This window comes from Pseudoflavonifractor sp. MCC625 (assembly GCF_018784545.1).
GTDB lineage: Bacteria > Bacillota > Clostridia > Oscillospirales > Oscillospiraceae > Pseudoflavonifractor_A > Pseudoflavonifractor_A gallinarum.
The window spans coordinates 203013-227989 of record NZ_WQOJ01000030.1; the positions used below are offsets into that span (position 1 = coordinate 203013).

Below are 24977 nucleotides of genomic sequence, written 5' to 3' on the forward strand. Positions count from 1 at the left end.
ATGGAGGTCCTGCTCTTTGGCGGCACCACGGAGGGTCGGGAGCTGGCCCTTTGGCTGGCTCGGCGGGACTGCCGGGTGACCGTCTGCGTGGCCACCGACTACGGGGCCACTCTCCTGCCCGAGGGGGAGGGAATCGCGGTCCACACCGGACGGCTGGACGCGGCAGGGATGGAGGAGCTGATGAAAAGCCGCCCCTTCTGCTGCGTGGCCGACGCCACCCACCCCTATGCTGTACAGGTCACCGCCCAGATCCGCGCCTGCTGTGAGAAGCTTGACCTGCCCTACTGGCGGATCGTTCGGGCGGAAGAGGGGGCGGGGGACTTCCTGCACTGCGCCAGCCTGACCGACGCCGCCAAGCTGTGCCGGGAACTGCCGGGGAACATCCTGCTCACCACGGGCAGCAAGGAGCTCGCTCCCTTCGCCCAGCCGGGGCTGCGGGAGCGGTGCTATCCCCGGGTGCTGCCCAGCATGTCCTCTCTGGAGGCCTGTCAGGCAGCAGGATTTCCCCCGAAACAGATCATCGCCATGCAGGGGCCCTTTTCGGCGGAGCTCAACCGGGCCCTGATCCGGCAGTTGGACATCTCCGTGCTGGTGACCAAGGAGAGCGGTGCGGCCGGAGGATTTGAGGAGAAGTGCGCGGCGGCCCGGGAGACGGGCTGCCGGCTGATCGTGGTGGAGCGTCCCACCCGGGAGCGGGGGGAGACGCTGGCGGAATTTCAAAGGAACTGGGAGGCGCAGCGGCCATGAAAGTCTATCTGATCGGCGTGGGCATGGGAAATCCGGACACCCTCACCGGGGAGGCCCGGAGGGCCATCGAGGAGAGCCGGGTGCTCCTGGGCGCCCCCCGACTGCTGGAGCCCTGGAGCGGGGAGAAACCCGCTCATCCCCTCATCCGCCCGCGGGAGATCCTCGCCGCCCTGGAAGGGGAGAGCGACGGCCCGGCGGCCGTCCTCCTCTCCGGAGACACGGGCTTTTACAGCGGGGCAAAGGCGCTCTGGCCCCTGCTGGAGGGGTACGAGGTACATACCATCCCGGGCATCTCCTCTCTCTCTTACTTCTGCGCCCGGCTCAACACCACCTGGCAGGATGTCCACTGGGTGAGCGCCCACGGCCGTACCCACAACGCGGTGGGGGAGATCCAGAGCCACCGGCGCACCTTTGTCCTCACGGGAGGTGAGACCCGGGCCCAGGACCTGTGTGCGCAGCTGTGCAGCAGGGGCCTGGGTGATGTGCGGATCTGGGTTGGGGAGCGGCTCTCCTACCCGGAGGAGCGCATCTGTGCGGGGACGGCCCAGTCCCTGGCGGGGGAGGAGTTTGCCGATCTCGCCGTGCTGCTGGCCGAGCATCCCCACCCGGTGGAGCGGAGCGCCGCCGCGCCCGGTCTGCCCGACAGTGCCTTTCAGCGGGGAAAGGTGCCCATGACCAAGGAGGAGGTCCGCGCCCTCGTGGTCTCCAAGCTCCGTCCGGAGCGGGAGAGCGTGATCTGGGACGTGGGGGCGGGCACCGGCTCGGTGTCGGTGGAGTGCGCTCTGGCCGCCCCGGCCGGGGTGGTCTACGCGGTGGAGCGGCGGAGTGAGGGCCTGGAGCTCATCGCTCAGAACGCCGCGGCCCTGGGCGCCTCCAACGTGATCCCGGTGCCTGGGACCGCCCCCGAGGCCCTGGCGGAGCTGCCGCCCCCCGACCGGGTCTTTGTGGGGGGAAGCGGGGGTGCCCTGCGGGCCATCCTGGCCGCCGCCCTGGACAAGCGCCCCGGCCTCCGGGCGGTGGTGTCGGCCGTGACTTTGGAGACCCTCCAGGAGGCGGTGTCGGCCTTTGAGGAATTGCATTTTCAGGATGTGGACCTGGTCCAGGTGGCGGTCACCCGGACCAGGAAGGCGGGAAGCTACCACATGATGGAGGCCCAGAATCCGGTGTGGCTCATCAGCGGAACGGGGGGAGCGGAATGAATCCTCCCCGTCTGCTCTTTGCCGCCCCCGCCAGCGGGTGCGGTAAAACCACGGTGACCTGCGCCGTACTCCAGGCCCTGGTAAACCGGGGGCTGGATCCGGTGGCCTTCAAATCGGGGCCGGACTACATCGACCCCATGTTCCACGCGGAGGTGCTGGGGGTGCCCTCCCGCAACCTGGACCTCTTCCTGATGGGGGAGCAGGCGGTGCGCCGCTCTCTGCGTCAGAACTGCGCCGGCCATGGACCCGCCATCCTGGAGGGGGCCATGGGCTACTATGACGGCGCGGCCCTCTCCAGTGAACTCAGCGCCTGGGACCTGGCCCGCCGGACCGCCACACCGGCGGTGCTGGTGGTGGATGGACGGGGCGCGGCCCGCTCTCTGGCGGCGGTGGTGAAGGGCTTCTGTGCCCTGGAGGAGGAACACGGCATCCGCGGGGTACTCTTCAACCGGGTTTCCCCCATGTTCTACCCCGCTCTGAAGGACTGCGTGGAGGAGGAGACCGGCATCCCGGTCTACGGCTACCTTCCGGTCCTCCCCGACGCCTCCCTGGAGAGCCGTCATCTGGGCCTCATCACGGCCGCAGAGGTGTCCGACCTGCGGGGAAAGCTCTCCGCCCTGGCTGCCCAGGCCGAGAAGAGCATAGACCTGGACGGCCTTCTGGCCCTGGCCCGGTCTGCCCCCGACCTGCCGCCGGAAGAGGAGAATATCCCCGCCTCCCATCCGGCCCGGCCCCGCATCGCCGTGGCCCGGGACGAGGCATTTTGCTTCTACTACGCTGACGCCCTGGAGCTGTTGGAGAAACTGGGGGCCGAGCTGGTCAGCTTCTCCCCGCTGCGGGACGAGGGGCTTCCGGAGGGATGCGCCGGGCTCTATCTGGGGGGCGGCTATCCCGAGCTCTACGGAGCGGCGCTGGCCAACAATACCGCCATGCGCCGGGCAGTGCGCCTTGCAGTGAATCGCGGGATGCCCACCGTGGCCGAGTGCGGAGGCTTTCTCTACCTCCACCGGACCCTCTCCGACGCGGACGGGGTGGACCGCCCCCTGGTGGGTGTCCTGCCCGCCGCGGCCTGGAACCAGGGAAAGCTGGGGCGCTTTGGCTATATCACACTGACGGCCCGGACGGAGGGCCTGCTCTGCGGGGCGGGGGAGAGCCTGCCGGCCCACGAGTTCCACTACTGGGAGAGCGACCGGCCGGGAGCAGATTTCCACGCCCAGAAGCCCAGAAGCAAGCGGGGGTGGGACTGTGCCTGGCATACGCCCACCCTCTATGCGGGATTTCCGCACGTACATTTTTGCGGCTGTCAACAGGCGGCGGAGCGATTTGTGGCCGCCTGTGCCAGATATCATGGGGAAAATGAGGGATGAACATGGGACTGTTGGAGAAGACCGTACGAGAGATCACGCCTGCCGATGAGCGGGCCGCGCAGGCCGCCCGCCGCCGGTGGGATTCCATCGCCAAGCCGCTGCACAGCCTGGGCCTTCTGGAGGATGCGGTGGTACGCATCGCGGCCATGGGCGGAAGCCCCGACGTGGACCTGAGCCGCCGGGCCATCGTGGCCATGTGCGCCGACCACGGCGTGGTGGCCGAGGGGGTGACCCAGACAGGACAGGAGGTCACCGCCATCGTCACAGAGAATATGTCCAAGGGGGATACCAGCGTCTGCTGCATGGCCCGGGTGGCCGGCGCCGAGCTGGTTCCGGTGGACATCGGCGTGGCCCGTCCGGTGGAGGGGGCGCGCATCCTTCAGCGCAACCTCATGCGGGGGACCCGCAATATGACCCGGGAGCCGGCCATGGACCGGGAGACCTGTGTCCGGGCCATCGAGACCGGCATCCAGATCGCGCAGGAGCTCTGTGCTTCCGGCGTAAAGCTCCTGGGTACTGGAGAGATGGGGATCGGCAACACCACGGCCTCTTCCGCCGTGGTCTCGGTGCTCCTGGGCGTGGAGCCGGAGACGGTCACCGGCCGGGGCGCGGGCCTCTCCTCAGAGGGGCTGGTGCGCAAGGTGGACGCCATCCGTCGGGCCGTGGCGGTGAACCAGCCCGATCCAACCGACCCGGTGGACGTGCTCTCCAAGGTGGGAGGACTGGATCTGGCCGGTCTGGCCGGTGTTTTCCTGGGCGGCGCGGCCTGCCGGGTACCCGTGCTGGTGGACGGGTTCATCTCGGCGGCGGCTGCCCTGTGCGCCGTGCGGCTTTGCCCGGCGGCGGGGGATTACCTGCTGGCCAGCCACGTCTCAGCGGAGCCCGCCGGGGAACTGCTGCTGGAGGCCCTGGGCCTGACCCCCTTCCTGCGGGCCAGAATGTGTCTGGGGGAGGGCACCGGGACGGCGGCGGTCATGCCTCTGCTGGATATGGCCCTGGCGGTCTACCGGGAGATGGCCACATTTGATGAGATCGAGGTGGAGGCTTACCAGCCGCTGACATGATACAATCCTTTTTTCAGACCAACCTGACCGCCCTGCTTCTGGGGTTTTGCCTGGATCTGCTGCTGGGGGACCCCCACTGGGCCCCCCACCCGGTCCGGGCCGTGGGACAGCTGATCGCGGGGCTGGAGGAGCCCCTGCGCCGCGTCTTTCCCAAAACCCCGGGAGGAGAGCGGGCCGGCGGTACGGCGCTGGTGGTCCTGGTGCTCTTTTTCTCCGTGGGGGTGACCGGACTGGTGCTCGCCCTGTGCGCCAGACTCCACCCGGCCCTGGACTTCGGGGTGCGGACCCTCTTGTGCTATCAGCTGCTGGCAGCCCGGTCCCTGCGGGATGAGAGCGGGAAGGTCTACCGCGCCCTCCGGGATGGAGACCTTCCGGGAGCCCGCCGGGCGGTGAGCATGATCGTGGGCCGGGACACTGAGAACCTGGACGAGACCGGTGTGGCCAAGGCGGCGGTGGAGACGGTGGCCGAGAACGCCTCGGACGGCGTGGTGGCTCCCCTCTTCTACCTGGCCCTGGGCGGCCCGCTGGCCGGAATGGCCTACAAGGCGGTCAACACCATGGACTCCATGGTGGGCTACAAGAATGAGCGCTATCTCTACTTCGGGCGGACTGCGGCCCGGCTGGACGACGTCCTCAACTTCCTGCCCGCCCGGCTGGCGGGGGGGCTCATGTGCCTGAGCGCCTTTCTCACCGGATTTGACGGACCGGGGGCGATACGCATTTTCCGGCGGGACCGGAAGAACCACGCCTCTCCCAATTCGGCTCACACCGAGGCCGCCTGTGCCGGGGCCCTGCGGGTGCAGCTGGCCGGTCCGGCCGTGTACTTTGGCCGGAGGGTGGAGAAGCCCACCCTGGGCGACCCCATCCACCCGGTGGAGGCCCTGGACATCCTGCGGGCCAACCGGCTGATGTACGGCACGGCCTTTTTGTCCCTGCTCCTGCTGTGCGGGGTACCGCTGATGGTCCTGCGCTTTCCCTTTTAAATCCCAAAAGGAGGGAGTCATCCCATGCCCATCTATACCCATGGCGGAGACATTTACGCCCAGTCCGGACCGGTGCTGGACTTTTCCGCCAATCAGAACCCGCTGGGGATGCCCCCTGCCGTGGCGGAGGCGGCCCGGGCGGCCGTCGTGGATGCCCAGCGCTACCCGGACAGTCTGTGCCGGGAGCTGCGCCGGGCCATTTCCCGGCGGGACGGCGTCCCGGCCGAGTGGATCTGCTGCGGAAACGGCGCGGCCGATGTGATCTTCCGGCTGTGCCTGGCTCTGCGGCCCCGCCGGGCGCTGGTGACCGCCCCCACCTTCTCCGAGTACGCCCAGGCCGTGGAGGCGGCCGGGGGAGAGGTGGTCCGCTATCCTCTGGCCCGGGAGAATGGCTTTGCAGTGGATGAGGGCTTTGCCGCCGCCCTTTCGGGTGGGGTGGAGCTGGCCTTCCTGTGCAGCCCCAACAACCCTACCGGACGGAGGGTGGCCCAGCCTGTACTGGAGGCCATCCTCCGGCGGGCAGAGGAGGAGAAGGTCTGGCTGGTGGTGGATGAGTGCTTCCTCCACCTCTGCGACGGAGGGGGAGAGGGGCTGGCCGCCCGGCTCTCGGAGTTTCCGCGGCTGGTGCTCCTGCGGGCCTTCACCAAGTGCTATGCCATGCCCGGGCTGCGCCTGGGCTACTGTCTGACCGCCCATCCGGAGCTGCCCGAGCGGCTCTACCGGGTGGGGCAGCCATGGAGCGTCTCAGCCCCCGCCCAGGCCGCCGGTATCGCCGCCTGCGCCTGTCCCGGCTGGCCGGAGACGGCCATGGAGCAGGTCATCCGCCCCCAGCGCGCCCGGTTGACGGCGGCGCTGCGGGCCCTGGGCCTGACCGTGTGGGAGAGCGAGACCAACTACCTGCTCTTCTCCGCACCCGGGCGGAGCGACCTCAAGGAGCGCCTGCTGGAGCGAGGGGTGCTCATCCGCTCCTGCGCCAACTACCCCGGACTGGGGGCGTGCGACTACCGCATCGCCGTGCGGCTTCCGGAGGAAAACGACATTCTGCTCAACGCCTTGAAGGAGGTACTGGACTGATGGCAAAGTGCATCATGGTACAGGGGACCACGTCCAACGCGGGGAAGAGCTTCCTGTGCGCCGCCCTCTGCCGGATCTTCCGGCAGGACGGGCTCCGGGCAGCACCCTTCAAATCCCAGAACATGGCCCTCAACTCCTTCATCACCCGGGAGGGACTGGAGATGGGCCGGGCCCAGGTCATGCAGGCCGAGGCGGCGGGAATCGAGCCCTCCGTGCGGATGAACCCCATCCTGCTTAAGCCGGTGAGCGACGTGGGTTCCCAGCTCATCGTCAACGGCGTGCCCCGGGGCAACTGGAAGGCCCGGGACTATTTCGCCTACAAGCGGGAGCTCATCCCGGAGATCCTGGAGGCCTATGAGAGTCTGGCCCGGGAATACGACGTGATCGTCATTGAGGGGGCGGGAAGCCCTGCTGAGATCAACCTGAAGGACGGGGACATCGTGAACATGGGCCTGGCTGGCATGGTGGATGCCCCGGTCCTCCTGTGCGGCGACATCGACCGGGGCGGGGTGTTTGCCTCCCTCTACGGCACGGCGGCTCTGCTGGAACCGGAGGAGCGGGCACGGCTCAAGGGCTTTGTCATCAATAAATTCCGGGGAGACGTGGAGATCCTCCGCCCCGGCCTCTCCATGCTGGAGGAGCGCACCGGTATCCCCGTGACCGGCGTGGTGCCCATGGTGAACGTGGACCTGGACGACGAGGACTCCCTCTCCCAGCGGCTGGGGAACGGCGGCGGGGTGGGTCTCATCGACCTGGCGGTGATCCGACTGCCCAAGCTCTCCAATTTCACCGACTTCAACCCCCTGGAGCGCATTCCCGAGGTCTCCCTCCGGTATGTGTCCAGCCCCGCCCAGCTGCGGGAGCCCGACCTCATCCTGCTCCCCGGCACCAAGAACACCCTGGACGACCTGCGCTGGCTGCGCGCCAGCGGCCTGGAGAGCGCCATCCGCAAACACGCCGCCCGGGGCGGCGCGGTGATCGGCATCTGCGGCGGATACCAGATGCTGGGGGAGGAGGTCTCCGACCCCGACGGTGTGGAGGGAGGCGGAAGCCTGCCCGGCCTGGGCCTGCTGCCCGGGCGCACCGTGTTCCGGGGAGAAAAGACCCGCACCCGGGTCCAGGGCGTCTTTCACGGCCTGGAGGGGATCTTTGCGGGCATGAACGGCGTGGCGTTCGAGGGCTATGAGATCCACATGGGCGAGACTACCCGGGGCGATGCTGCCGGGAACTGCGCCCGCCTCCACACCCTGGACGGCGTGGAGAAGGCCGACGGTCTGGCCCGGGGCAATGTGTGGGGCAGCTATGTCCACGGCCTTTTCGATCAGGGCGGCTGCGCCGGAGCGCTGGTCAACTGCCTGCGCCAGGCCAGAGGGCTGGGCGAGCAGGAGGCTGTCTTGGACTGGACGGACTACAAGGAGCGCCAGTATGACATTCTGGCCGACGCCGTGCGTGCGGGGCTGGATATGGAGCGGGTCTACCGCATTCTCAACCGGGAGGAATAGGACATGAGAGAGATCCACTTGCAGCGGGTGGCCCCCGCTGAGATCGAGGCCAGGAGCATGGAGATCATCGCCTCCGAGCTGGGGGAGCGGGACATCCCGGCCCCGCAGCTGGCCGTGGTGAAGCGGTGTATCCACACCAGCGCCGACTTTGACTATGCCGACAATCTGGTCTTTTCTCCCCATGCGGTGGAGCGGGGGGTGGAGGCCCTGCGGCAGGGCTGCACCATCGTCACCGATACCCAGATGGCCCGGGCGGGCATCAACAAGCGGGTGCTGGAGAGCTTTGGAGGCCGCGTGGTGTGCTTTATGTCCGACCCGGATGTGGCCGCTGAGGCCAGGGAGCGGGGGGAGACCCGCGCCACTGTCTCCATGGAGCGGGCCGCCGGGCTGGAAGGACCCGTGGTCTTGGCCCTGGGCAACGCCCCCACCGCTCTGGTGCGGGCCTGCCAGCTGATGGAAGAGGGACGGCTCCGGCCTGAGCTGGTCATCGGTGTGCCGGTGGGCTTTGTCAACGTGGTGGAGTCCAAGGAACTGCTCCTCTCCATGGGAGGGGAGCACATCGTGGCCCGGGGCCGCAAGGGGGGGAGCAACATCGCCGCTGCCATCTGCAACGCCCTGCTCTACCTGGCCTCCGGAGACCGGAGAGAGTAATACGTGAGGTGAGATACCATGGGGAAAGCACTTCTGATGGTCTCCTTCGGGACCAGCTATCCCGAGACGCTGGAGAAGAACATCAGCCGCATCGAGGCGGCTGTGGCCGCCGCCCTGCCGGACCGGACGCTGTTCCGGGCCTTTACCAGCGGCATGATCCTGCGCAAGCTGGCGCGGCGGGACGGCGTACAGATTGACAATGTGGACCAGGCCCTGGAGCGCCTGGCCCGGGAGGGCTATGAGGACGTGCTCCTCCAGCCCACCCACATCCTCAATGGAGAGGAATATGACAAGCTCTGTGCCCAGGCACAGCCCTGGCGGGGGCGCTTTGCCCGCTTTGTGGTGGGCAAACCCCTGCTCACCACGGCGGAGGACTATCTGGCTGCAGCCGATGCGGTGATGGAATCCATCCCCGCTCCGGAGGCAGATGAGGCCCTGGTCTTTATGGGCCACGGCAGCGAGCATTTTGCCAATTCCGCCTATGCCCTGCTGGAGTATGCCCTCCACGACCGGGGCTGGGACCGGGCTTTTCTGGGTACGGTGGAGGGATACCCCACTCTGGACCAGGTCCTGCGCCGCCTGCGGGAGTGCAGCGGCGTGCGCCGGGTGCGACTCCAGCCCTTCATGGTGGTGGCGGGGGACCACGCCGCCAACGACATGGCGGGCGAGGAAGAGGACTCCTGGAAGAGCCGCCTGGAGCGGGAGGGCTATACGGTGGAGTGTGTGCTGCGGGGCCTGGGGGAATACCCGGCCTTCCGGGCCCTCTTTGCCGGCCACGCCCTGGCGGCCCAGGGGGAAGAAGAGGGAGACAAGCGCCCGGACTGAGCGCCGGGACGCTTTCTCACCGGAGCGTGCTCCGGGGATAGAAGAGACGGTCTGCGGTAACCGCCCTGCGGGGCGGTTTCAAAAGGGAAGACGGGTGAGAATCCCGCACAGTCCCGCTGCCGTGATGGAAGAGCAAACCCGCACATAAGTCACTGGCCCCTTCGGGCTGGGAAGACACGGGCGCGCCATGAGGCCAGAGTCGGAAGACCTGCCGCAGACCGCGCCGGCCCATGCCGGCAAACCATACCGCTACGGATGATAGGAGGTGTGTTTCCCGTGAAGAAGCAGTGGAACTCAAAAGCCGGTACCGGGTGAGCCCGGGCGCAGGACCGGTCCCGCTGGGGCGGGACCTTTGACCAAAGTGCAAATTGGGAAAGGATGAATGTACCATGAAACGATTGGATTCCTGTGTCCGCCTGGCCGCCGCCCTGTGTATGGCGCTGGGCGTGCTCACCGTGAGCGCCTCGGCCATGCACATCGCCGAGGGCTATCTCCCCCGGCCCTGGGCCTTTGGCTGGATGGCCGTGTGCGTGCCCTTTGTGGCCGCCGGTATGCGCTCCATTCAGAAGAGGGTGCGGGACTATCCCCGGGCCAAGGTGCTGCTGGCCATGTGCGGCGCCTTCGCCTTTGTGCTCTCGGCCCTCAAGCTCCCATCGGCCACCGGCTCCTGCTCGCACCCCACCGGTGTGGGACTGGGCGCCATCCTCTTCGGGCCCACCGCCACCACGGTGCTGGGGCTCATCGTGCTGCTGTTCCAGGCTCTTCTGCTGGCCCACGGCGGCATTACCACCCTGGGGGCCAATGTCTTTTCCATGGCCATCGTGGGGCCCTTTGTCTCGTGGGGGGTGTACCTGCTGCTCAAGAAGCTGAAGGCCCGTCCCGCCGTGGCGGTCTTCTGCGCCGCCGCTCTGGGGGACCTGGTGACCTATGTGACCACCTCGGTGCAGCTGGGCGTGGTCTACGGAAACATCGGGGAGTATCTGACCATCTTTGCCGTCACCCAGCTCCCCCTGGCCGTAGCCGAGGGTCTGCTGACAGTGGTGGTCTTCAACGTGCTGGAGAAATATGCCCGGGATGAGCTGCTGGAGCTCTCGGTGCTGTAAGGAGGGACGGAACATGAAAGTCTGGCAGAAAAATACCATCCTCATTTTGCTGGTGATCCTGTTGGCGGCGGCCCCTCTGTGGCTGTGCCGGGAGGCCGAGTTCGGCGGAGCCGACGGCATGGCCGCCGAGCTGGTGGAGGAGAGCGTGCCCGGGTTTGAACCCTGGTTTGAGCCCATCCTGGAGCCGGCCAGCGGCGAGATCGAATCCCTGCTCTTCGCCCTCCAGGCGGCGGTGGGGTCCGGCGTGGTGTGCTTTATCCTGGGCCGCATCACCGCCCGGAAACCGGACAACAAGGACGCGTGACCACATGGGGACCGATCGCTATGCCTATGCTTCCCGCCTGCGGCGGGTGGACGCCATCCCCAAGCTGTGGCTGTCGCTGATGCCCCTGCTCCTGTGCGTGTGCTGTGACAGCGCCGCCGTGGGAGTGGCCACCCTGCTTCTGATGGGGGGACTCAATGTGTGGCTGGGCGGGCAGAGGCTGAGGACGGTCCTCCGTTTTCTCAAGGTCCCGCTGGCCTTTCTGGCCGTGGGCTGTCTCACCATCCTGGTGCGTCCCCTCTCGCCGGAGGAGGGCGCACTGTGGGCGGTGGAGCTTCTGGGCCGCTTCCGCTGGGGAATCACGGCGGAATACCGGGATCTGAGTCTCATGGTGCTCTGTAAGGCCATGGGAGCGGTGTCGGCCATGTATTTTCTCTCCCTGAATACCCCCGTCACCGACGTGACCCTGGCCCTGGAGCGGCTGCGGGTGCCCAAGCTCCTGGTGGAGCTGATGGAGCTGATCTACCGCTTCATCTTTGTCCTCACGGACACCGCCGGACGCATCCGGGTGGCCCAGGAATCCCGGCTGGGCTACCAGGGCTGGCGCAGAAGCCTGGAGAGCATGGGGACGCTGGTCTCCATGCTCTTCCTCCGGGCCTGGCGGCAGGGGGAGCGCTCTTTTACCGCCCTGGAATCCCGGGGCTATAAGGGGCGTCTGGACACGCTGCCCGCCGCCGCCGTGCCGGGGAAATGGCTCTATGCCGTGCTGGCCGGAGTGAGCGCGGCGCAGCTGGGCGCGCTGGCGCTGGAAAGGAGCTTGCTGGGATGAACTACGCCATCGAGACAAGGGAACTGTGCTATACCTATGAGGACGGCACCCGGGCCCTGGACGCCATCTCCATCCGGGCTGCCCGGGGGGCGGTCACGGGGATTCTGGGTGCCAACGGCGCAGGCAAGTCCACCCTCTTTCTCAACCTGAACGGGGTGCTCACTCCCTCCGGGGGGCAGGTGCTGCTGGACGGGAAGGAGGTATCCTATGCCCGCCGGGATCTGCCCGAGCTGCGCCGGAAGGTGGGCATCGTCTTTCAGGACCCGGACGACCAGCTCTTCTCCGCCGATGTGTACCGGGACATCTCCTTCGGAGCGGTGAACCTGGGCCTGCCTCCGGAGGAGGTGCGCCGGCGGGTAGAGCTGGCCATGGAGCGCACGGGGGTGACCGCCCTGCGGGACAAGCCCACCCATGCCCTCTCCTATGGACAGAAGAAGCGGGTGGCCATCGCCGGTGTTTTAGTAATGGAACCCAGTGTGATGATTTTGGATGAGCCCACCGCGGGACTGGACCCTCAGGGAGTGAGCGAGCTGATGCGCCTGCTCACCGCCCTGCGGGACCAGCTGGAGATGACCATTCTGCTGGCCACCCACGATATGGATATCGTGCCCCTCTACTGTGACTACGCCTATGTACTCAGCGGAGGGCGCGTGGCGGGGGAGGGAACGGCGGAGGAGCTGGTCTGCCAGCCCGGACTCCTGCGGGAAAACCACCTGCGCCTGCCCCGGATGGCCCATCTGATGGAGGTCCTGGCCCGGGAGGACGGGATGGATCTGCCCCGCTCGGCCGCCACCATTGGGGCGGTCCGCCGGGCCATATTAGAGCTGCTCAACAAGGAGGAAATGAGATGAAGCGAGGAATACTGTACGGCGTGGGGGTGGGTCCCGGGGACCCGGAGCTGCTCACCCTGAAGGCGGTGCGCATTCTGCGGGAGGCCAACGTGGTGGCCATGCCCGACAAGGGCAGCGGTGAGCAGACCGCCCGCAAGATCGTGCAGGCCTATATCGAGGGGAAGGAGCTCCTCTCCTGCCCCACCCCCATGGTGCGGGACAAGGAGGTGCTGGCGCAGAGCTATGAGGCAAACGCCGACACCTTGTGCGCCCTGCTGGATCAGGGGAAGAACGTGGCCTTCATCACCCTGGGAGACCCGTCGGTCTACTCCACCTATCTCTACATCCATGAGCGGGTGGCCGAGCGGGGCTACGAGGCCCGCCTGATCCCCGGCGTGCCCTCCTTCTGCGCCGTGGCCGCCCGGCTGGGCATCAGCCTGTGCCAGGGAGAGGAGCGGCTCCTCATCGTTCCGGCTAGCCACAGCGTGGAGGACTGCGTGGATTTCCCCGCCAATCAGATCTACATGAAGGCCGGACGGCGTCTGGGCGAGCTCCTGGAGACGCTGGAGCAGCATGGACGGCTGGAGGGGGCCATGGCGGTCTCCAACTGCGGCATGGAGGAGGAGCAGGTCTGGCCCCGGGCGGCCGACATGGACCCGGAGAGCCGCTATTTCTCCGTCCTCTTCGCGCCGGGAAAGGACCGGGACTGAGATGGGCATTTACTACTGCGGCCTGAGCGACCGGCGGGCCCCCATCGCCCTGCGGGAGCGGCTCTCCTTTACCAAGGGGCGGGTGGAGGAGGTCTGCGCCCAGCTGGCCCGCCGGCCCGGCATCCGGGGCTGTGTCCTCCTCTCCACCTGCAACCGCACCGAGCTCTACTGCTCCTGGGAGGGGGAGCTGCCCCCCGGACCCCAGCTCCTCTGCGAGGCTGCGGGGGTGGAACTCTCCCTCTTTGACGGAGCCTTCCGGACGCTGTCGGGGGAGGAGGCGGGACGCCACCTCTTTGAGGTGGCTGCCGGCCTGCGCTCCCGGATCTGGGGAGAGGATCAGATCCTCTCCCAGGTGCGGGAGGCTCTGACCATCGCCCGGCGGGCGGGGAGTACGGACAGCGTGCTGGAGACCCTCTTCCGCATTGCGGTGTCGGCCGGGAAGGAGCTGCGGAGCAAGGTCCGTGTGAGCGGCGTGTCCCCCTCCTCGGCGGCCCGGGCGGTGGAGGTCCTCCAGGCGGAGACCGGGGGCTTGGCAGGCAAGCGGGCGCTCGTCATCGGCAACGGGGAGATGGGACGGCTCTCGGCCCGGCTCCTGCGGGAGGCGGGGTGCGCCGTGACCGTGACCCTGCGCACCTACCGCCATGGGGAGACGGTGGTCCCCGCTGGGTGTGCCGTGGCCCCCTATGAGGAGCGCTACCAGGCCATGGAGGGAATGGATCTCCTCCTCTCGGCCACTACCAGTCCCCACTATACGGTGGGGGCAGAGGAGTACGACGCCCTCTCCCGTCCCCCGCGTCTGCTGGTGGATCTGGCCATCCCTCGGGACATCGCCCCCCAGGTGGGGGAGCGGGCAGACGTGACCCTCTACAACATCGACACCCTGGGCTGCGGCGTGGAGCGGGTGATCCCGCCGGAGGGGGAGGCCATCCTCACCGCCGCCATGGAGCGCTTCCGCCAGTGGGAGGGCTATCGCTCCAGCCTGGGGGCCATCGAAGAGGTCAAGGCGGCGGTGCTGGAGCGGGTGCTGGCCGCCGGATGCGCGGAGCTGGAGCCGGAAGAGGCCGCCGAACTGGCCGTGAGCCGGGCGGTGGAGCTGCTGGCCGGGAATCTGAAGGGCTGTTTGAGCGCGGAGGACCTGACCCACTGCGCCCGCAAGATCCGCGCCCACACCCGGGCATAGAGAGGAGGAAGGGCCATGGAACCAAACAGAATGCTGTTTCCCCTCTTTGTGGACCTGCGGGACAAGCGGGCCGTGGTGGTGGGCGGCGGAACGGTAGCCGCCCGGCGCACCGGTGTGCTGCTGCGCTTTGGGGCCCGGGTGCGGGTGGTGGCCCCTCAGGTAAAAGAGCGGCTGGAGGGCGCGGAGTATGTGCTGCGCCCCTATGCCCCGGGGGATCTGACCGGGGCGGACCTGGCGGTGGCCGCCACCGATGACCGCCAGGTGAACGCCGCGGTGGGGGAGGAGGCCCGGAGCCTGGGCATCCCTGTCAGCGTGGCAGACGCGCCCGGAGAGTGTACCTTTTTCTTTCCCGCCATCTGTGAGTGCGGAGAACTGATCGCCGGCATGGTCTCCCGCAACGGGGACCACCGGGCCGTGGCCGGAGCGGCCCGGGCGGTGCGCCGGACATTGGAGGAGTGGAAATGAGCGTGATCCGTATCGGAAGCCGGGAGAGCCTGCTGGCCGTCCGGCAGTCCGAGCTGGTAATGGAGGCCATGCGCGCCCTCTGTCCCGGTGTGGAGCTGGAGCTGGTGACCATGAAGACCACCGGGGACAAGATCCTGGACCGGACGCTGGACCAGGTGGGCGGAAAGGGGCTATTCGTCCGGGAGCTGGACGCGGCCCTGCTGGAGGGACGGGTGGATATCACCGTCCACAGCCTCAAGGACCTGCCCATGGAGACCCATCCGGAGCTGCCGGTGGTGGCCTTTCCCCGGCGGGCCGATCCCCGGGATGTGCTGGTACTGCCCGAGGGCGCGGCGGAGCTGGATCGGACGAAGCCCATCGGCTGTGCCAGCCGGCGGCGCGCGCTCCAGCTGGAACGCCTCTTTCCCGGGTTAGAAGTCCGGCCGGTCCGGGGGAATGTACAGACCCGGCTGCGCAAACTGGACAGCGGGGAGTACGGCGCCCTGGTTCTGGCATCCGCGGGACTGTGCCGCCTGGGACTGGAGGGGCGCATCGCCCGGTATTTTTCCACGGAAGAGATGCTCCCCGCCGCCGGGCAGGGCATCCTGGCCGTCCAGACCCGGCGGGACGCCCCGGCGTGGCTGGAGGGCCTGAACGACCCGGACGCCCGGGACTGTGCCCTGGCGGAGCGGGCCTTTGTGCGGGTACTGGACGGGGGATGTTCCTCCCCGGTGGCCGCCTACGCCGTGATCGAGGGGGAGGAGCTCCTCCTTACCGGTATGGACGAGACCGGCCGGCGGCAGACCATCCGGGGGAGCCGGCAGGAGGCCGAGGCCCTGGGCAGCCGCCTGGGCGCACGGATCAAGGAGGAGAAATGCCATGGGTAAGGTGATTCTGGTCGGAGCCGGTCCCGGAGATCCGGGCCTGCTCACCGTCAAGGGGCGGGAGGCTTTGGCCCAGGCCGACGTGGTGGTCTATGACCGCTTGGTGAGCCCCGCCATTCTGGACCTCATCCCGGCGAAGGCCCGGCGGATCGACGTGGGCAAGAACGCCGGATGCCACCCCGTGCCCCAGGAGGAGATCAACCGCATCCTCCTGGAGGAGGGGAGCGGGAACCAGGTGGTGGTCCGCCTCAAGGGGGGCGATCCCTTCCTCTTCGGGCGGGGCGGGGAGGAGCTGGAGCTCCTGGCCCGGCACGGCGTCCCCTTTGAGGAGGTGCCCGGCATCACCTCGGCCATTGCCGCCCCGGCCTACGCGGGCATCCCGGTGACCCACCGGGATTTCTGCTCCTCCCTCCACATCATCACCGGCCACCGCCGGGCGGGGGAGAAGCTGGATATCGACTTCGAGGCCCTGTGCCGCACGAAGGGTACCCTGGTCTTTCTGATGGGGGTATCGGCCCTTCCGGACATCTGCGCCGGGCTTCTGGCGGCCGGAATGGACGGCGCCACCCCGGCTGCCGTGGTGGAGCGGGGAACCACCCCTGACCAGCGGCGGATCTCTGCCACCCTGGAAGAGCTGCCCGCACGGGCGGCCGCAGCAGAGGTGCGCAGCCCCGCCGTCATCGTGGTAGGGGGCGTGTGTGCCCTGGCAGAGGAATTTGACTGGTTTGACCGGCTCCCCCTGCGGGGCAAGCAGGTGGTGGTCACCCGGCCCCGGGAGCGCGCCGGGACGCTGACCGGACGGCTGCGTGCCCTGGGGGCCCAGGTGTGGGAGTACCCCTGCATCGAGACCATCCCCCTTTCGCCCTGTCCCGAGATGGAGGAGGCGCTGGGACACCTGGAGCGGTATGAGTGGCTGGCTCTCACCAGTCCAGCCGGGGCCGAGTTCCTCTGGGCGGCTCTGGAGCGGATGGGTCTGGACGCCAGAGTTCTGGCCGGGGTGCGCCTGGCTGCCATCGGGCCGGGGACGGCCCGTGCGCTGGCCGGGCATGGATTAAAGGCCGACCTGATCCCGGAGGTCTACGACGCATCCCACCTGGGCGAGGCGCTGGCCGCCCAGGCTGCGGGCAGGGTCCTCCTCCTGCGTGCCAGGGAGGGGTCCCCCGCCTTGACGCAGGCGCTGGAACGCGCTAAACTGGAATATAACGACGTGGCTATCTATGAGACCTGTTACCGCAATCCCCGGAGCCAGGCTCTGCGGGAGGCGGTGGAGGAGGGCCGGGTGGATCTGGTGACCTTTACCTCGGCCTCCACGGTGAAGGGATTTCTCGCCACGGTGGGGGAGGGGGCCGACCTCTCCCGCATCACCGGCATATGCATCGGGGAGCAGACCGCCGCCGAGGCCCGGCGCAGCGGCATCCCCGTCCGGGTGGCCCGTTCGGCCACTCTGGAGGCCCTGACCGAGTGCGCGGTGGAGTGCGCCCGGGGGTGAGCCCGTCTGACAAGCAAGAAAAACAAGGAGGCCATTTCCATGGACCTGAGCATTCGGCCCCGCCGCCTGCGGGGCAATGAGAGCATCCGGAGGCTGTGCCGGGAGACCCGTCTCTCCCCCGACAGCCTGATCTATCCCATCTTTGTGGACGAGACCCTGACGGGCACCCGCCCCATCCCTTCGCTGGAGGGACAGCTCCACTACGGGCTGGACAGCGTGGGACAGGCGGTGGAGGACTGTCTGGCTCACGGGGTGGGCCGGTGCATCCTCTTTGGCCTGCCGGAGCACAAGGACGCCACGGGCTCCTCCGCCTGGGATGAGCATGGCGTGGTGCAGGAGGCGGTGCGCCTCATCAAGCGGTCCTATCCCGATTTCTATGTCATCACCGACGTGTGCATGTGCGAGTACACCGACCACGGCCACTGCGGGGCTCTGTGCGGCCACAGCGTGGACAACGACGCCACGCTGGAGCTGCTGGCTAAGACCGCGCTCTCCCACGCCCGGGCGGGCGCCGATATGGTGGCTCCCTCCGACATGATGGACGGCCGTGTGGCGGCCATCTGGGCCAGACTGGACGAGCACGGATTCCAGAATGTGCCCATTCTGTCCTACTCGGCCAAGTACGCCTCGGCCTTTTACGGTCCCTTCCGGGCGGCGGCCGGCTCCGCCCCCTCCTTCGGGGACCGGAAGGGATACCAGATGGACCCCCATAACCGGAAAGAGGCCCTCAAGGAGTGCGCGCTGGATGTGGAGGAGGGGGCCGACCTGCTGATGGTCAAGCCCGCGCTCCCCTATCTGGATGTGATCCGGGAGTGTGCCAATGCCTTCCGCCTGCCCCTGTGTGCCTACCAGGTGTCGGGAGAGTACGCCATGATCAAGGCGGCGGCCCGGGAGGGGCTCATCGACGAGTACCGGGTCATGTGTGAGAGCGCCGTGTCCATCTTCCGGGCAGGGGCCAATATGCTCATTACCTACTATGCCAAGGAGCTGGCCGACGCCATGCGGAAGGGGGAGATCGGATGATGAACCGGCACAAAACCTCTCAGGAGCTCTTTGCGGAGGCCCTCAAGGTACTCCCCGGCGGCGTCAACTCTCCCGTGCGGGCCTTCCGTGCGGTGGACATGGCCCCCCGCTTCATTGCCCGCGCCAACGGCCCGTACATCTACGACGTGGAGGGGCGCGGCTACATCGACTATGTCTGCTCCTGGGGTCCCATGATCCTGGGGCACAACCACCCGGTCATCCGGGAGGCGGTGGAGCGGGCCGTCAAGGACGGACTCAGCTTCGGCGCTCCCACTGAGCGGGAGGTGGAGATCGCCCAGCTCATGGTGGAGCTGGTCCCCAACATCGACATGGTGCGCATGGTCAACTCAGGAACGGAGGCCGTCATGTCGGCCATCCGTCTGGCCCGCGGGGCCACCGGACGGGATAAGATCATCAAGTTTGAGGGCTGCTACCACGGGCACAGCGACTGCCTGCTGGTGGGAGCGGGTTCCTCCGCCCTGGCGGGAGGACATCCCACCTCGGCGGGCGTGCCCCAGGACGTGGTGCGCCACACCCTGACCGCCCAATTCAACGACCTGGACAGCGTGGAGCGTCTGTTGGAGGCCAATCAGGGCGAGGTGGCCTGCGTCATTGTGGAGCCCGTGGCGGCCAACATGGGCGTAGTGAACCCCGCACCCGGCTTCCTGAGCGGTCTGCGGACCCTGTGTGACAAGTATGGTGCGCTGCTGGTCTTTGACGAGGTCATCACCGGCTTCCGGCTGGCGCTGGGCGGAGCCCAGGCCTATTTCGGCGTGCGGGCCGACATCGTGACCTTTGGAAAGATCATCGGCGGCGGCATGCCGGTGGGGGCCTACTGCGCACGGCGGGAGCTGATGGAAGAGGTGGCGCCCTGCGGTCCGGTCTATCAGGCGGGCACCCTCAGCGGCAACCCGGTGGCCATGGCCGCGGGACTAGCCCAGCTGAGCTGGCTGAAGAGCCATCCGGAGATCTATTCCATGATCGAGGAGAAAGCCCTCTGGCTGGCCCGGGAGTTCCGGGTGCTGGCGGAAAAGCACGGGGTAGCCGTCTCCATCAACCAGATCGGCAGCCTGCTCTCCCCCTTCTTCACACCCAGCAGTGTGAGCACCTTTGTGGATGCCAAGGGGAGCGATGTGGGGATGTACGCCCGGTATTTCGCCGGAATGCTGGAGCGGGGCGTCTACTTGGCTCCCGCCCAGTTTGAGGCCATGTTCCTCTCGGCAGCCCACACCGAGGAGCTGTTGGAGCACACCCGCGTTGCGGCGGACGAGGTCTTTGCCGCGCTGTAACTAGGAAAACAAGAGCCCCCACAGAATAAAAATTCTGCGGGGGCTCTTTCTATCTGTTATCGGGAGGGATTGGAGGCCTCCGGCTGAATGCCGGCAGCCAGCCGCTGGGTCAGGCCGTGCTCCAGCAGATACCGGGATACCGCCGGCGGGACCAGGTGGGACCAGGGCTTCCCCTCCGCGATCAGCCGGCGGACCTCCGTTCCGCTGGTGAGGCGCTGGCTGTCGTCCCGCACCCAGAGGACCCGGGTGGGAAAGCCCAGATCGGTCAGGACCTGGCGCTTGTGGTATCCCCACTGGTCGTAGATGGTCACATAGCACACAGCCTCCCGGGGGATAAACTCGGGGATGCGCTCCGGGTGCTCAATGGGGAAGGGAACAATATCAAAGCGCTCCCGGGGAAGTCCGGCCTCGGTGAGTGCATCCCGGAGCATGGCCAGGCGCTCATAGTAGGTGAAGGGATTGGCCGAGGCGTTCATGCGGCCCAGATCCCGGAGCTCCTCCGGGGCGTGCTCCCAGGGGTCGAAGTGGGTCACGCCCACCAGAAGATGTTCGCAGCGCTGCGCCCCTGCCAGCAAGTATTCCATATGCCCCAGGTGCAGCCCCTGAAAACGGCCCATGACCACGCCCAATGTATCTCTCTGTTCCATATCCATCCGCCTGTCCAGCTCCTGTCTCTGATTTGCCGCCCGTGCAGCAGACACTATCTTAGTCGAAACCGGGCAAAAAGGGAAGAAGGGAGGAGACTTTATCGAAAAATACAATAGCAATGGAAGAAATAGGGGGAAAAACGGGTTGACATCGAGCTTCAAAAGACATATAATGACTTTATCTCCCGAGGGGAGACGCGCCGCCGTGGGCGGGCGTGAGGAAAAGGCGAGGAAAATGCCGCGGGTCATCCCGCGGCATTTGACGTTTTTCGGGAAATAGGATAGAATACATTCCAACAGATGGACCGGGCCTGGACGGATGCCCGGAGGACCACAAGGAGGACATCGGTGTGTGGCGCAGTATCTTTGATCCCCAAAACGGTTTTTTTCAGACCATTGACCTGATTTTCAATCTGGCGGCCCTGAGCCTGCTCTGGGTGGCGCTGTGTATTCCGGTGGTCACGGCGGGCCCGGCCACCACAGCCCTTTACTACACGCTGGTTAAGTGCATCCGGAAGGGGGAGCCCTATCCCTTCCGGAATTTTCTGGAGTGCCTGAAGAGCAATTTCAAGGTGAGCTTTCTGACCGGGCTGGTGTGCCTGGTGGCGGGACAGCTGGTGCTGGGGGGACTGTATGTGGTCTACCAGATGGCCCTGGCGGGCAACCGTGCGGCCATGTCCCTGCTGCTGGTCTATGCACTGGTGACGCTGGTACTGCTGGGGGTGCTGGGCTATGTATTCCCGGTGATCTCCCGATTCAGCCAGGGGGTTTGGGGGGCTCTGGGCCTGGCTCTCCGGCTGGCGCTGGGGCATCTTCCCTCGACCCTGGGACTGGGGGTAGTGCTGCTGGCGGCGGGACTGGTGTCGGTGCGGTATCTGGTGCCGCTGATGATCCTGCCCGCCCTGGCTGGACTGGCGGCCTCCCTGCTGCTGGAGCGGATCTTCCGCCCCTATACCATTCCGGAGGAGGGGCTGCCGGAAGATCCGGCGGAGCGGCCCTGGTATCTGCGCTGACTCGTTGTGCACATAGGAAAACGTCCGGCTCTCCACAGGGAGAGCCGGACGTTTTTTGTTTTGCTATGCTGTGACCGGATTAAAACTCGGGCAGGGAAGCGGCAGCCACAGACTGACCCACGCGGCGGGCCTTCTCGTCGGGCAGGGTGGGATTGATCTTGGAGGCGATGTCGGCATACTCCTCAGCCAGCACACGCTTGGCCTCGGCCAGCACGATGTCGCCGCCCTTGCCGGACATCACGCGGCCCAGCAGCAGGATGTGCTTGAAGCCGTAGAAGTGATAGTACAGGCGCAGGGCATGGCCCAGATACACGCCGATGGAGCGGTAGATGGCGGCGGCACGGTCGTCGTCCTTCTCCATGAGGCCCTGCACCACCTTGAGCTTCTCGGCGGGGGAGAGGGACTCGTCCAGCTCAATGCCGGCAGCGGGGGCCAGCTTGATGACGGAATCCTGGGAGAAGTACTTCACGCCGCAGCCGATGTCGCCGGACCACTCGTCCACCATGGCGGTGGGGGCGGCGTCCACGGGGACGAAAGCCAGCTCGTTGAGCCAGCCGGTGATGTTGCCCTTGTCATCCACGAAGCCAACAGCCTCGCTGGTGCCCATGGCGATACCCAGGACGTTGTTCTCCTCCAGGCTCATGGCGCCGGCCAGAGCGGACACGTCGCCGTCGTTGGCCACCACGATGGGCACATCGCCAAACTCCTTGGCGGCGCGGATGTAGATGTCCTTGACCTTGGCGTCAAAGTCTTCCTTGCCCACCTTCAGGAACAGGGAGGCCACCATGGTGCGGTTGTCGATGTAGATGCCGGCGGAGGACACGCCGATGGCGTCCACGCGGGGCATATGGGCAGCGGCGGACTTCATGGCGTCCACGATGCCCTGGTAGTGATAGTCGGGGTCGGAGTTGGTCTTGGGGAACCACACCACCTCTTCGGAGAAGACGGGCTCACCGTCGATGACAGCGGAGACCTTGCGGTCGCTTCCGCCGGCGTCAAAGCCGATGCGGCAGCCGTTCATGTGGCGGCCGATGGCCTCGGACTTGCTCACCTCAGCGGGAACGGCGTCGCAGTAGACCACCTCGAAGGGATGCTCATAGACGCCGGCCATGAAGTCCTCGTCAAAGGCGCGGGTGCCTTCCTTGGAGTAGGCCTTGTGAATGGCCTCATAGATGGCCTTGTCGCCCGCGATATAGACCTTGAAGCCGCCCTTGAGCCACAGCAGGGTCTTGATGATGCGGTCCACATAGTAGAGGTCGGCCTCAGCCATCTCGGGAGTACCGTGAATGAAGGTCTTGTAGACAGCGACCTGACCGGCAGAGCGCTCCACCGCGATGTCCAGGGGCTTGGAAGCGCCCTTCAGAAAGGACTCATAGAAGGGGAAGAGCGGAATGTAGTTGGGGTCCAGCTCAGGGAGATTACGAACGGAAACGTCAATGCCGAGGTGTTTCATCGGTATCCTCCTCCTTGAATGTATCATTTGGGGGTATTTTTTGTACCGCCCATCAAATTTATCCACTTATAGGCTATCAGTTTTTTTCAATCTGTCAAGGGATTTCCGAGAAAAATCGAAAAAACTTTCAAAGAAGCTATTGACTGAAAGTTACTTTCAACGGTATGATATAGGCGATAAGGAAAGGGAAGCCTGTTTCAAGCCCCCGTCCATTATGCAATTTGTATCAAAAGGAAGGCGGAACGAAGTTATGGATACTGCTATGAGAGAGCGCCTTGAGGCCCATCAGAAGTGGATCAAGGAGGAGCTGGACATCTGCGTCAACTTCTGGCTGAAAAACGGTATGGACCACGTCAACGGCGGCGTATACACCTGCCTGGACCGCAAGGGCGAGATCTATTCCACTGATAAGAGCGTCTGGATGCAGGGCCGCTGCGCCTGGATGTTCGCCTACCTGTGCCACCAGTACGGGGTGAAGGAGGAGTGGCTCCAGGCCAGCAAGAGCTGCCTGGACTTTATGGAGGCCCACTGCATCAACCGAGAGGCCGGCAACCGGATGTACTTCACCGTTACCGCGGAGGGCAAGCCCCTGCGCCAGCGCCGCTACTGCTTCTCCGAGGGCTTCTACGCCATTGCCAACGCCGAGTACTACGGCGTCACCGGCGACGCCGCCTGCCTGGAGCGCGCCCGGGCTGCCTATGAGCTGATCTACCAGCTCAACAACGGCCTCATCCAGGATCCCACCGGCATGGGTCCCAAGACTATCCCCACCACCCGTACCGGCCGCGCTCTGGCCGATCCCATGATCTACCTGAACATCACCTCCGTGCTTCGCCGGGTGGACACGGATCCGGAGCGGCAGAAGCTCTACGCCGCCCGGGCCCAGGAGTGTGTGGAGACCATCTTCCAGTACCACTACAAGCCTGAGCTCAAGTGCACCCTGGAGTCTGTGGCGCCCGACGGAACCCCCCGTCTGGATGTCACCGAGGGCCGCGTGGTCAACCCCGGCCACGACATCGAGTGCTCCTGGTTCCTGATGGAGGCGGCCAACTACGCCCACGACGCTGAGACCCACGCCACCGCCGTCAAGATCTTTGACCAGGCCTTTGAGGCTGGCTGGGACAAGGAGTACGGCGGACTGCTCTACTTCATCGACTGCCTGGGCAAGCCCACCGAGGCCTACGAGCACGATATGAAGCTCTGGTGGCCCCACGACGAGATCCTGATCGCGTCCATGATGATCTTCCGGGATACCGGGGACGTGTCCTACCTGGAGAAGTTCGAGCAGACCCTGGACTACTGCAAGAAGCACTTCTCCGACCGGGAGTATGGCGAGTGGTACGGCTATCTACGCCGTGACGGCCTTCCCACCATGCCCTCCACCAAGGGTTCCACCTTCAAGGGCCCCTTCCATCTGCCCCGTATGCTCTCCATGGTGGACAACATGCTGGGACAGATTCTGGCCCGGGACTGATTCTGCCCGCGGCAAGCGCAGGGAGGTGAGGACCCATGCCGCAGGTCAATGTGTTCGCCCGGCTGGATAATGAGTATTATCAGCTGACCGGTGCGGAAAAAAAGGTGGCCGACTATGTGGTCAGCCACGAAAAACAGACCCAGTATATGTCCATCTCAGAGCTGGCCGAGGAGTGCGGCGTGGCCGAGGCCACCATTTCCCGCTTCTGCCGCCGGATGGGGTATAAGGGGTACAGCGCCTTCAAACTGGCTGTGGCCAACTCTACGGTGATTCCGGAGCGGGTCTCTCCCATCCAGGAGATGGATCTGGAGGAGGGGGAGATCAGTCCCTGCCAGCGGCTTTACAACGCGGATGTGGCCGCCATCGCCCAGACACGCAAGCTCATTCGCCCGGAGGAGATCGCCCGGGCGGTGGACCTGATGATGGGGGCGGGGAAGGTCCTGTGCATGGGACAGGGCGGCTCCATGATCATGGCCCAGGAGGCGGCCCATCTCTTCTCCACGGTGCGGCCCAATTTCTACCCCATCTGCGACGCCCACATGCAGGCCATCTGGACGGCCCAGCTGGCGCCGGGAGATGTGGTGCTCTACTTCTCCTACTCCGGCGCCACCCGGGATCTGGTGGAGGTGCTGGCCCAGGCAAAGGGGAGAGGGGCCAGGTGCATCCTAATCAGCCGCTTTCCCAAGTCGCCCGGCTCGCAGTATGCTGATCTGGTGCTCCAGTGCGGTTCCAAGGAGGGCCCCCTCCAGCTGGGAACGGTGGCGGCGCGGATGGCTCAGCTCTATCTGCTGGACGTGCTCTTCCATGAGATGTACCAGCGGGACCCCAAGGGCGCGGAGGAGAGTCGGGAGCGCATCGCCGACGCTCTTTCGGAGAAACACCTCTGATCGAAACGGGAAGAAGTTTTGAAAAAAATTTCAGTTTGAATTGAAAAG

Annotated in this window: 25 protein-coding genes and 1 riboswitch; of the genes, 23 read left to right on the forward strand and 2 right to left on the reverse strand. The window is 66.3% G+C overall.

Translation table 11 applies throughout. The annotated features are described in order from the left end of the window. From cobK to hemL, 20 genes are all read left to right on the forward strand, one after another. Positions 1 to 747, forward strand: a complete 747-nt coding sequence (gene cobK / locus GPK94_RS08310; RefSeq protein ID WP_215655513.1) for a precorrin-6A reductase — start codon at positions 1 to 3, stop codon at positions 745 to 747. Continuing rightward, entirely contained in the window at positions 744 to 1946 is a 1203-nt protein-coding gene (cbiE, locus tag GPK94_RS08315) for a precorrin-6y C5,15-methyltransferase (decarboxylating) subunit CbiE (RefSeq protein ID WP_101693456.1), read from the forward strand. The genes cobK and cbiE overlap by 4 nt, the downstream gene beginning before the upstream one ends. After that, positions 1943 to 3313 carry a cobyrinate a,c-diamide synthase gene (locus tag GPK94_RS08320; protein ID WP_215655515.1) on the forward strand — a complete coding sequence of 457 codons (1371 nt, stop codon included), beginning with the start codon at positions 1943 to 1945 and terminating at the stop codon, positions 3311 to 3313. The genes cbiE and GPK94_RS08320 overlap by 4 nt, the downstream gene beginning before the upstream one ends. 2 nt (positions 3314 to 3315) lie before the next feature. After that, positions 3316 to 4377, forward strand: a complete 1062-nt coding sequence (gene cobT / locus GPK94_RS08325; RefSeq protein WP_101693454.1) for a nicotinate-nucleotide--dimethylbenzimidazole phosphoribosyltransferase — start codon at positions 3316 to 3318, stop codon at positions 4375 to 4377. Then, positions 4374 to 5360, forward strand: coding sequence for an adenosylcobinamide-phosphate synthase CbiB (gene cbiB / locus GPK94_RS08330; protein ID WP_215655517.1), 987 nt, complete (start codon positions 4374 to 4376; stop codon positions 5358 to 5360). Before cobT ends, cbiB begins: the two co-directional genes overlap by 4 nt. A gap of 24 nt (positions 5361 to 5384) precedes the next feature. Continuing rightward, positions 5385 to 6434, forward strand: coding sequence for an aminotransferase class I/II-fold pyridoxal phosphate-dependent enzyme (locus tag GPK94_RS08335; protein ID WP_215655519.1), 1050 nt, complete (start codon positions 5385 to 5387; stop codon positions 6432 to 6434). Next, entirely contained in the window at positions 6434 to 7936 is a 1503-nt protein-coding gene (locus GPK94_RS08340) for a cobyric acid synthase (RefSeq protein ID WP_215655521.1), read from the forward strand. The genes GPK94_RS08335 and GPK94_RS08340 overlap by 1 nt, the downstream gene beginning before the upstream one ends. 3 nt (positions 7937 to 7939) lie before the next feature. Further along, complete coding sequence (locus GPK94_RS08345) at positions 7940 to 8587, forward strand: precorrin-8X methylmutase (RefSeq protein WP_215655523.1); 648 nt, start codon at positions 7940 to 7942, stop codon at positions 8585 to 8587. A gap of 18 nt (positions 8588 to 8605) precedes the next feature. Next, complete coding sequence (locus tag GPK94_RS08350; RefSeq protein WP_101693449.1) at positions 8606 to 9412, forward strand: sirohydrochlorin cobaltochelatase; 807 nt, start codon at positions 8606 to 8608, stop codon at positions 9410 to 9412. Positions 9413 to 9449: 37 nt separating this feature from the next. Beyond that, a riboswitch (cobalamin riboswitch) is annotated at positions 9450 to 9643 on the forward strand. A gap of 158 nt (positions 9644 to 9801) precedes the next feature. Then, complete coding sequence (locus tag GPK94_RS08355) at positions 9802 to 10515, forward strand: energy-coupling factor ABC transporter permease (RefSeq protein WP_193537572.1); 714 nt, start codon at positions 9802 to 9804, stop codon at positions 10513 to 10515. Positions 10516 to 10528: 13 nt separating this feature from the next. After that, positions 10529 to 10819: an energy-coupling factor ABC transporter substrate-binding protein gene (locus tag GPK94_RS08360; protein ID WP_101693447.1), complete on the forward strand. Its 291-nt coding sequence runs from the start codon at positions 10529 to 10531 to the stop codon at positions 10817 to 10819. Between the two features lie 4 nt (positions 10820 to 10823). After that, positions 10824 to 11606 carry a cobalt ECF transporter T component CbiQ gene (gene cbiQ, locus GPK94_RS08365; protein WP_215655525.1) on the forward strand — a complete coding sequence of 261 codons (783 nt, stop codon included), beginning with the start codon at positions 10824 to 10826 and terminating at the stop codon, positions 11604 to 11606. Next, positions 11603 to 12457 (forward strand): ATP-binding cassette domain-containing protein, encoded by an 855-nt coding sequence (locus GPK94_RS08370; RefSeq protein ID WP_186962772.1) that lies wholly within the window; start codon positions 11603 to 11605, stop codon positions 12455 to 12457. Before cbiQ ends, GPK94_RS08370 begins: the two co-directional genes overlap by 4 nt. Continuing rightward, positions 12454 to 13146, forward strand: coding sequence for a precorrin-2 C(20)-methyltransferase (cobI, locus tag GPK94_RS08375; RefSeq protein WP_215655527.1), 693 nt, complete (start codon positions 12454 to 12456; stop codon positions 13144 to 13146). Before GPK94_RS08370 ends, cobI begins: the two co-directional genes overlap by 4 nt. Before the next feature lies 1 nt (position 13147). After that, positions 13148 to 14326, forward strand: coding sequence for a glutamyl-tRNA reductase (hemA, locus tag GPK94_RS08380; protein WP_243207865.1), 1179 nt, complete (start codon positions 13148 to 13150; stop codon positions 14324 to 14326). Positions 14327 to 14341: 15 nt separating this feature from the next. Beyond that, positions 14342 to 14791: an NAD(P)-dependent oxidoreductase gene (locus GPK94_RS16020; RefSeq protein WP_252192551.1), complete on the forward strand. Its 450-nt coding sequence runs from the start codon at positions 14342 to 14344 to the stop codon at positions 14789 to 14791. Continuing rightward, positions 14788 to 15657 (forward strand): hydroxymethylbilane synthase, encoded by an 870-nt coding sequence (gene hemC, locus GPK94_RS08385; RefSeq protein WP_215655529.1) that lies wholly within the window; start codon positions 14788 to 14790, stop codon positions 15655 to 15657. The genes GPK94_RS16020 and hemC overlap by 4 nt, the downstream gene beginning before the upstream one ends. Next, positions 15650 to 17143 (forward strand): uroporphyrinogen-III C-methyltransferase, encoded by a 1494-nt coding sequence (cobA, locus tag GPK94_RS08390; RefSeq protein WP_215655531.1) that lies wholly within the window; start codon positions 15650 to 15652, stop codon positions 17141 to 17143. The genes hemC and cobA overlap by 8 nt, the downstream gene beginning before the upstream one ends. Positions 17144 to 17182: 39 nt before the next feature. Continuing rightward, positions 17183 to 18166 carry a porphobilinogen synthase gene (gene hemB, locus GPK94_RS08395; RefSeq protein WP_215655532.1) on the forward strand — a complete coding sequence of 328 codons (984 nt, stop codon included), beginning with the start codon at positions 17183 to 17185 and terminating at the stop codon, positions 18164 to 18166. Further along, positions 18166 to 19455: a glutamate-1-semialdehyde 2,1-aminomutase gene (gene hemL, locus GPK94_RS08400; RefSeq protein ID WP_215655533.1), complete on the forward strand. Its 1290-nt coding sequence runs from the start codon at positions 18166 to 18168 to the stop codon at positions 19453 to 19455. Before hemB ends, hemL begins: the two co-directional genes overlap by 1 nt. 56 nt (positions 19456 to 19511) lie before the next feature. Here the strand turns inward: hemL and GPK94_RS08405 are convergent, their stop codons facing one another. Next, on the reverse strand, positions 19512 to 20102 hold the full coding sequence (locus tag GPK94_RS08405; RefSeq protein ID WP_215655534.1) for an adenylyltransferase/cytidyltransferase family protein: 591 nt from the start codon (positions 20100 to 20102) through the stop codon (positions 19512 to 19514). A 350-nt stretch (positions 20103 to 20452) separates the two neighbouring features. On the opposite strand from GPK94_RS08405, the gene GPK94_RS08410 reads away from it, so the two are divergent. Further along, positions 20453 to 21115, forward strand: a complete 663-nt coding sequence (locus GPK94_RS08410) for a YesL family protein (RefSeq protein WP_101693438.1) — start codon at positions 20453 to 20455, stop codon at positions 21113 to 21115. Positions 21116 to 21194: 79 nt separating this feature from the next. Here GPK94_RS08410 and GPK94_RS08415 read toward each other — a convergent pair whose 3' ends face one another. Next, a complete protein-coding gene (locus GPK94_RS08415) occupies positions 21195 to 22568 on the reverse strand; it encodes an ROK family protein (protein WP_186962767.1) in 1374 nt (457 codons plus the stop codon). Between the two features lie 250 nt (positions 22569 to 22818). Between GPK94_RS08415 and GPK94_RS08420 the strand changes: the two genes are divergently transcribed. Next, positions 22819 to 24042 (forward strand): AGE family epimerase/isomerase, encoded by a 1224-nt coding sequence (locus GPK94_RS08420; RefSeq protein ID WP_101693436.1) that lies wholly within the window; start codon positions 22819 to 22821, stop codon positions 24040 to 24042. Positions 24043 to 24077: 35 nt separating this feature from the next. Further along, positions 24078 to 24929, forward strand: a complete 852-nt coding sequence (locus GPK94_RS08425; RefSeq protein WP_101693435.1) for a MurR/RpiR family transcriptional regulator — start codon at positions 24078 to 24080, stop codon at positions 24927 to 24929. Positions 24930 to 24977: the final 48 nt, after the last annotated feature.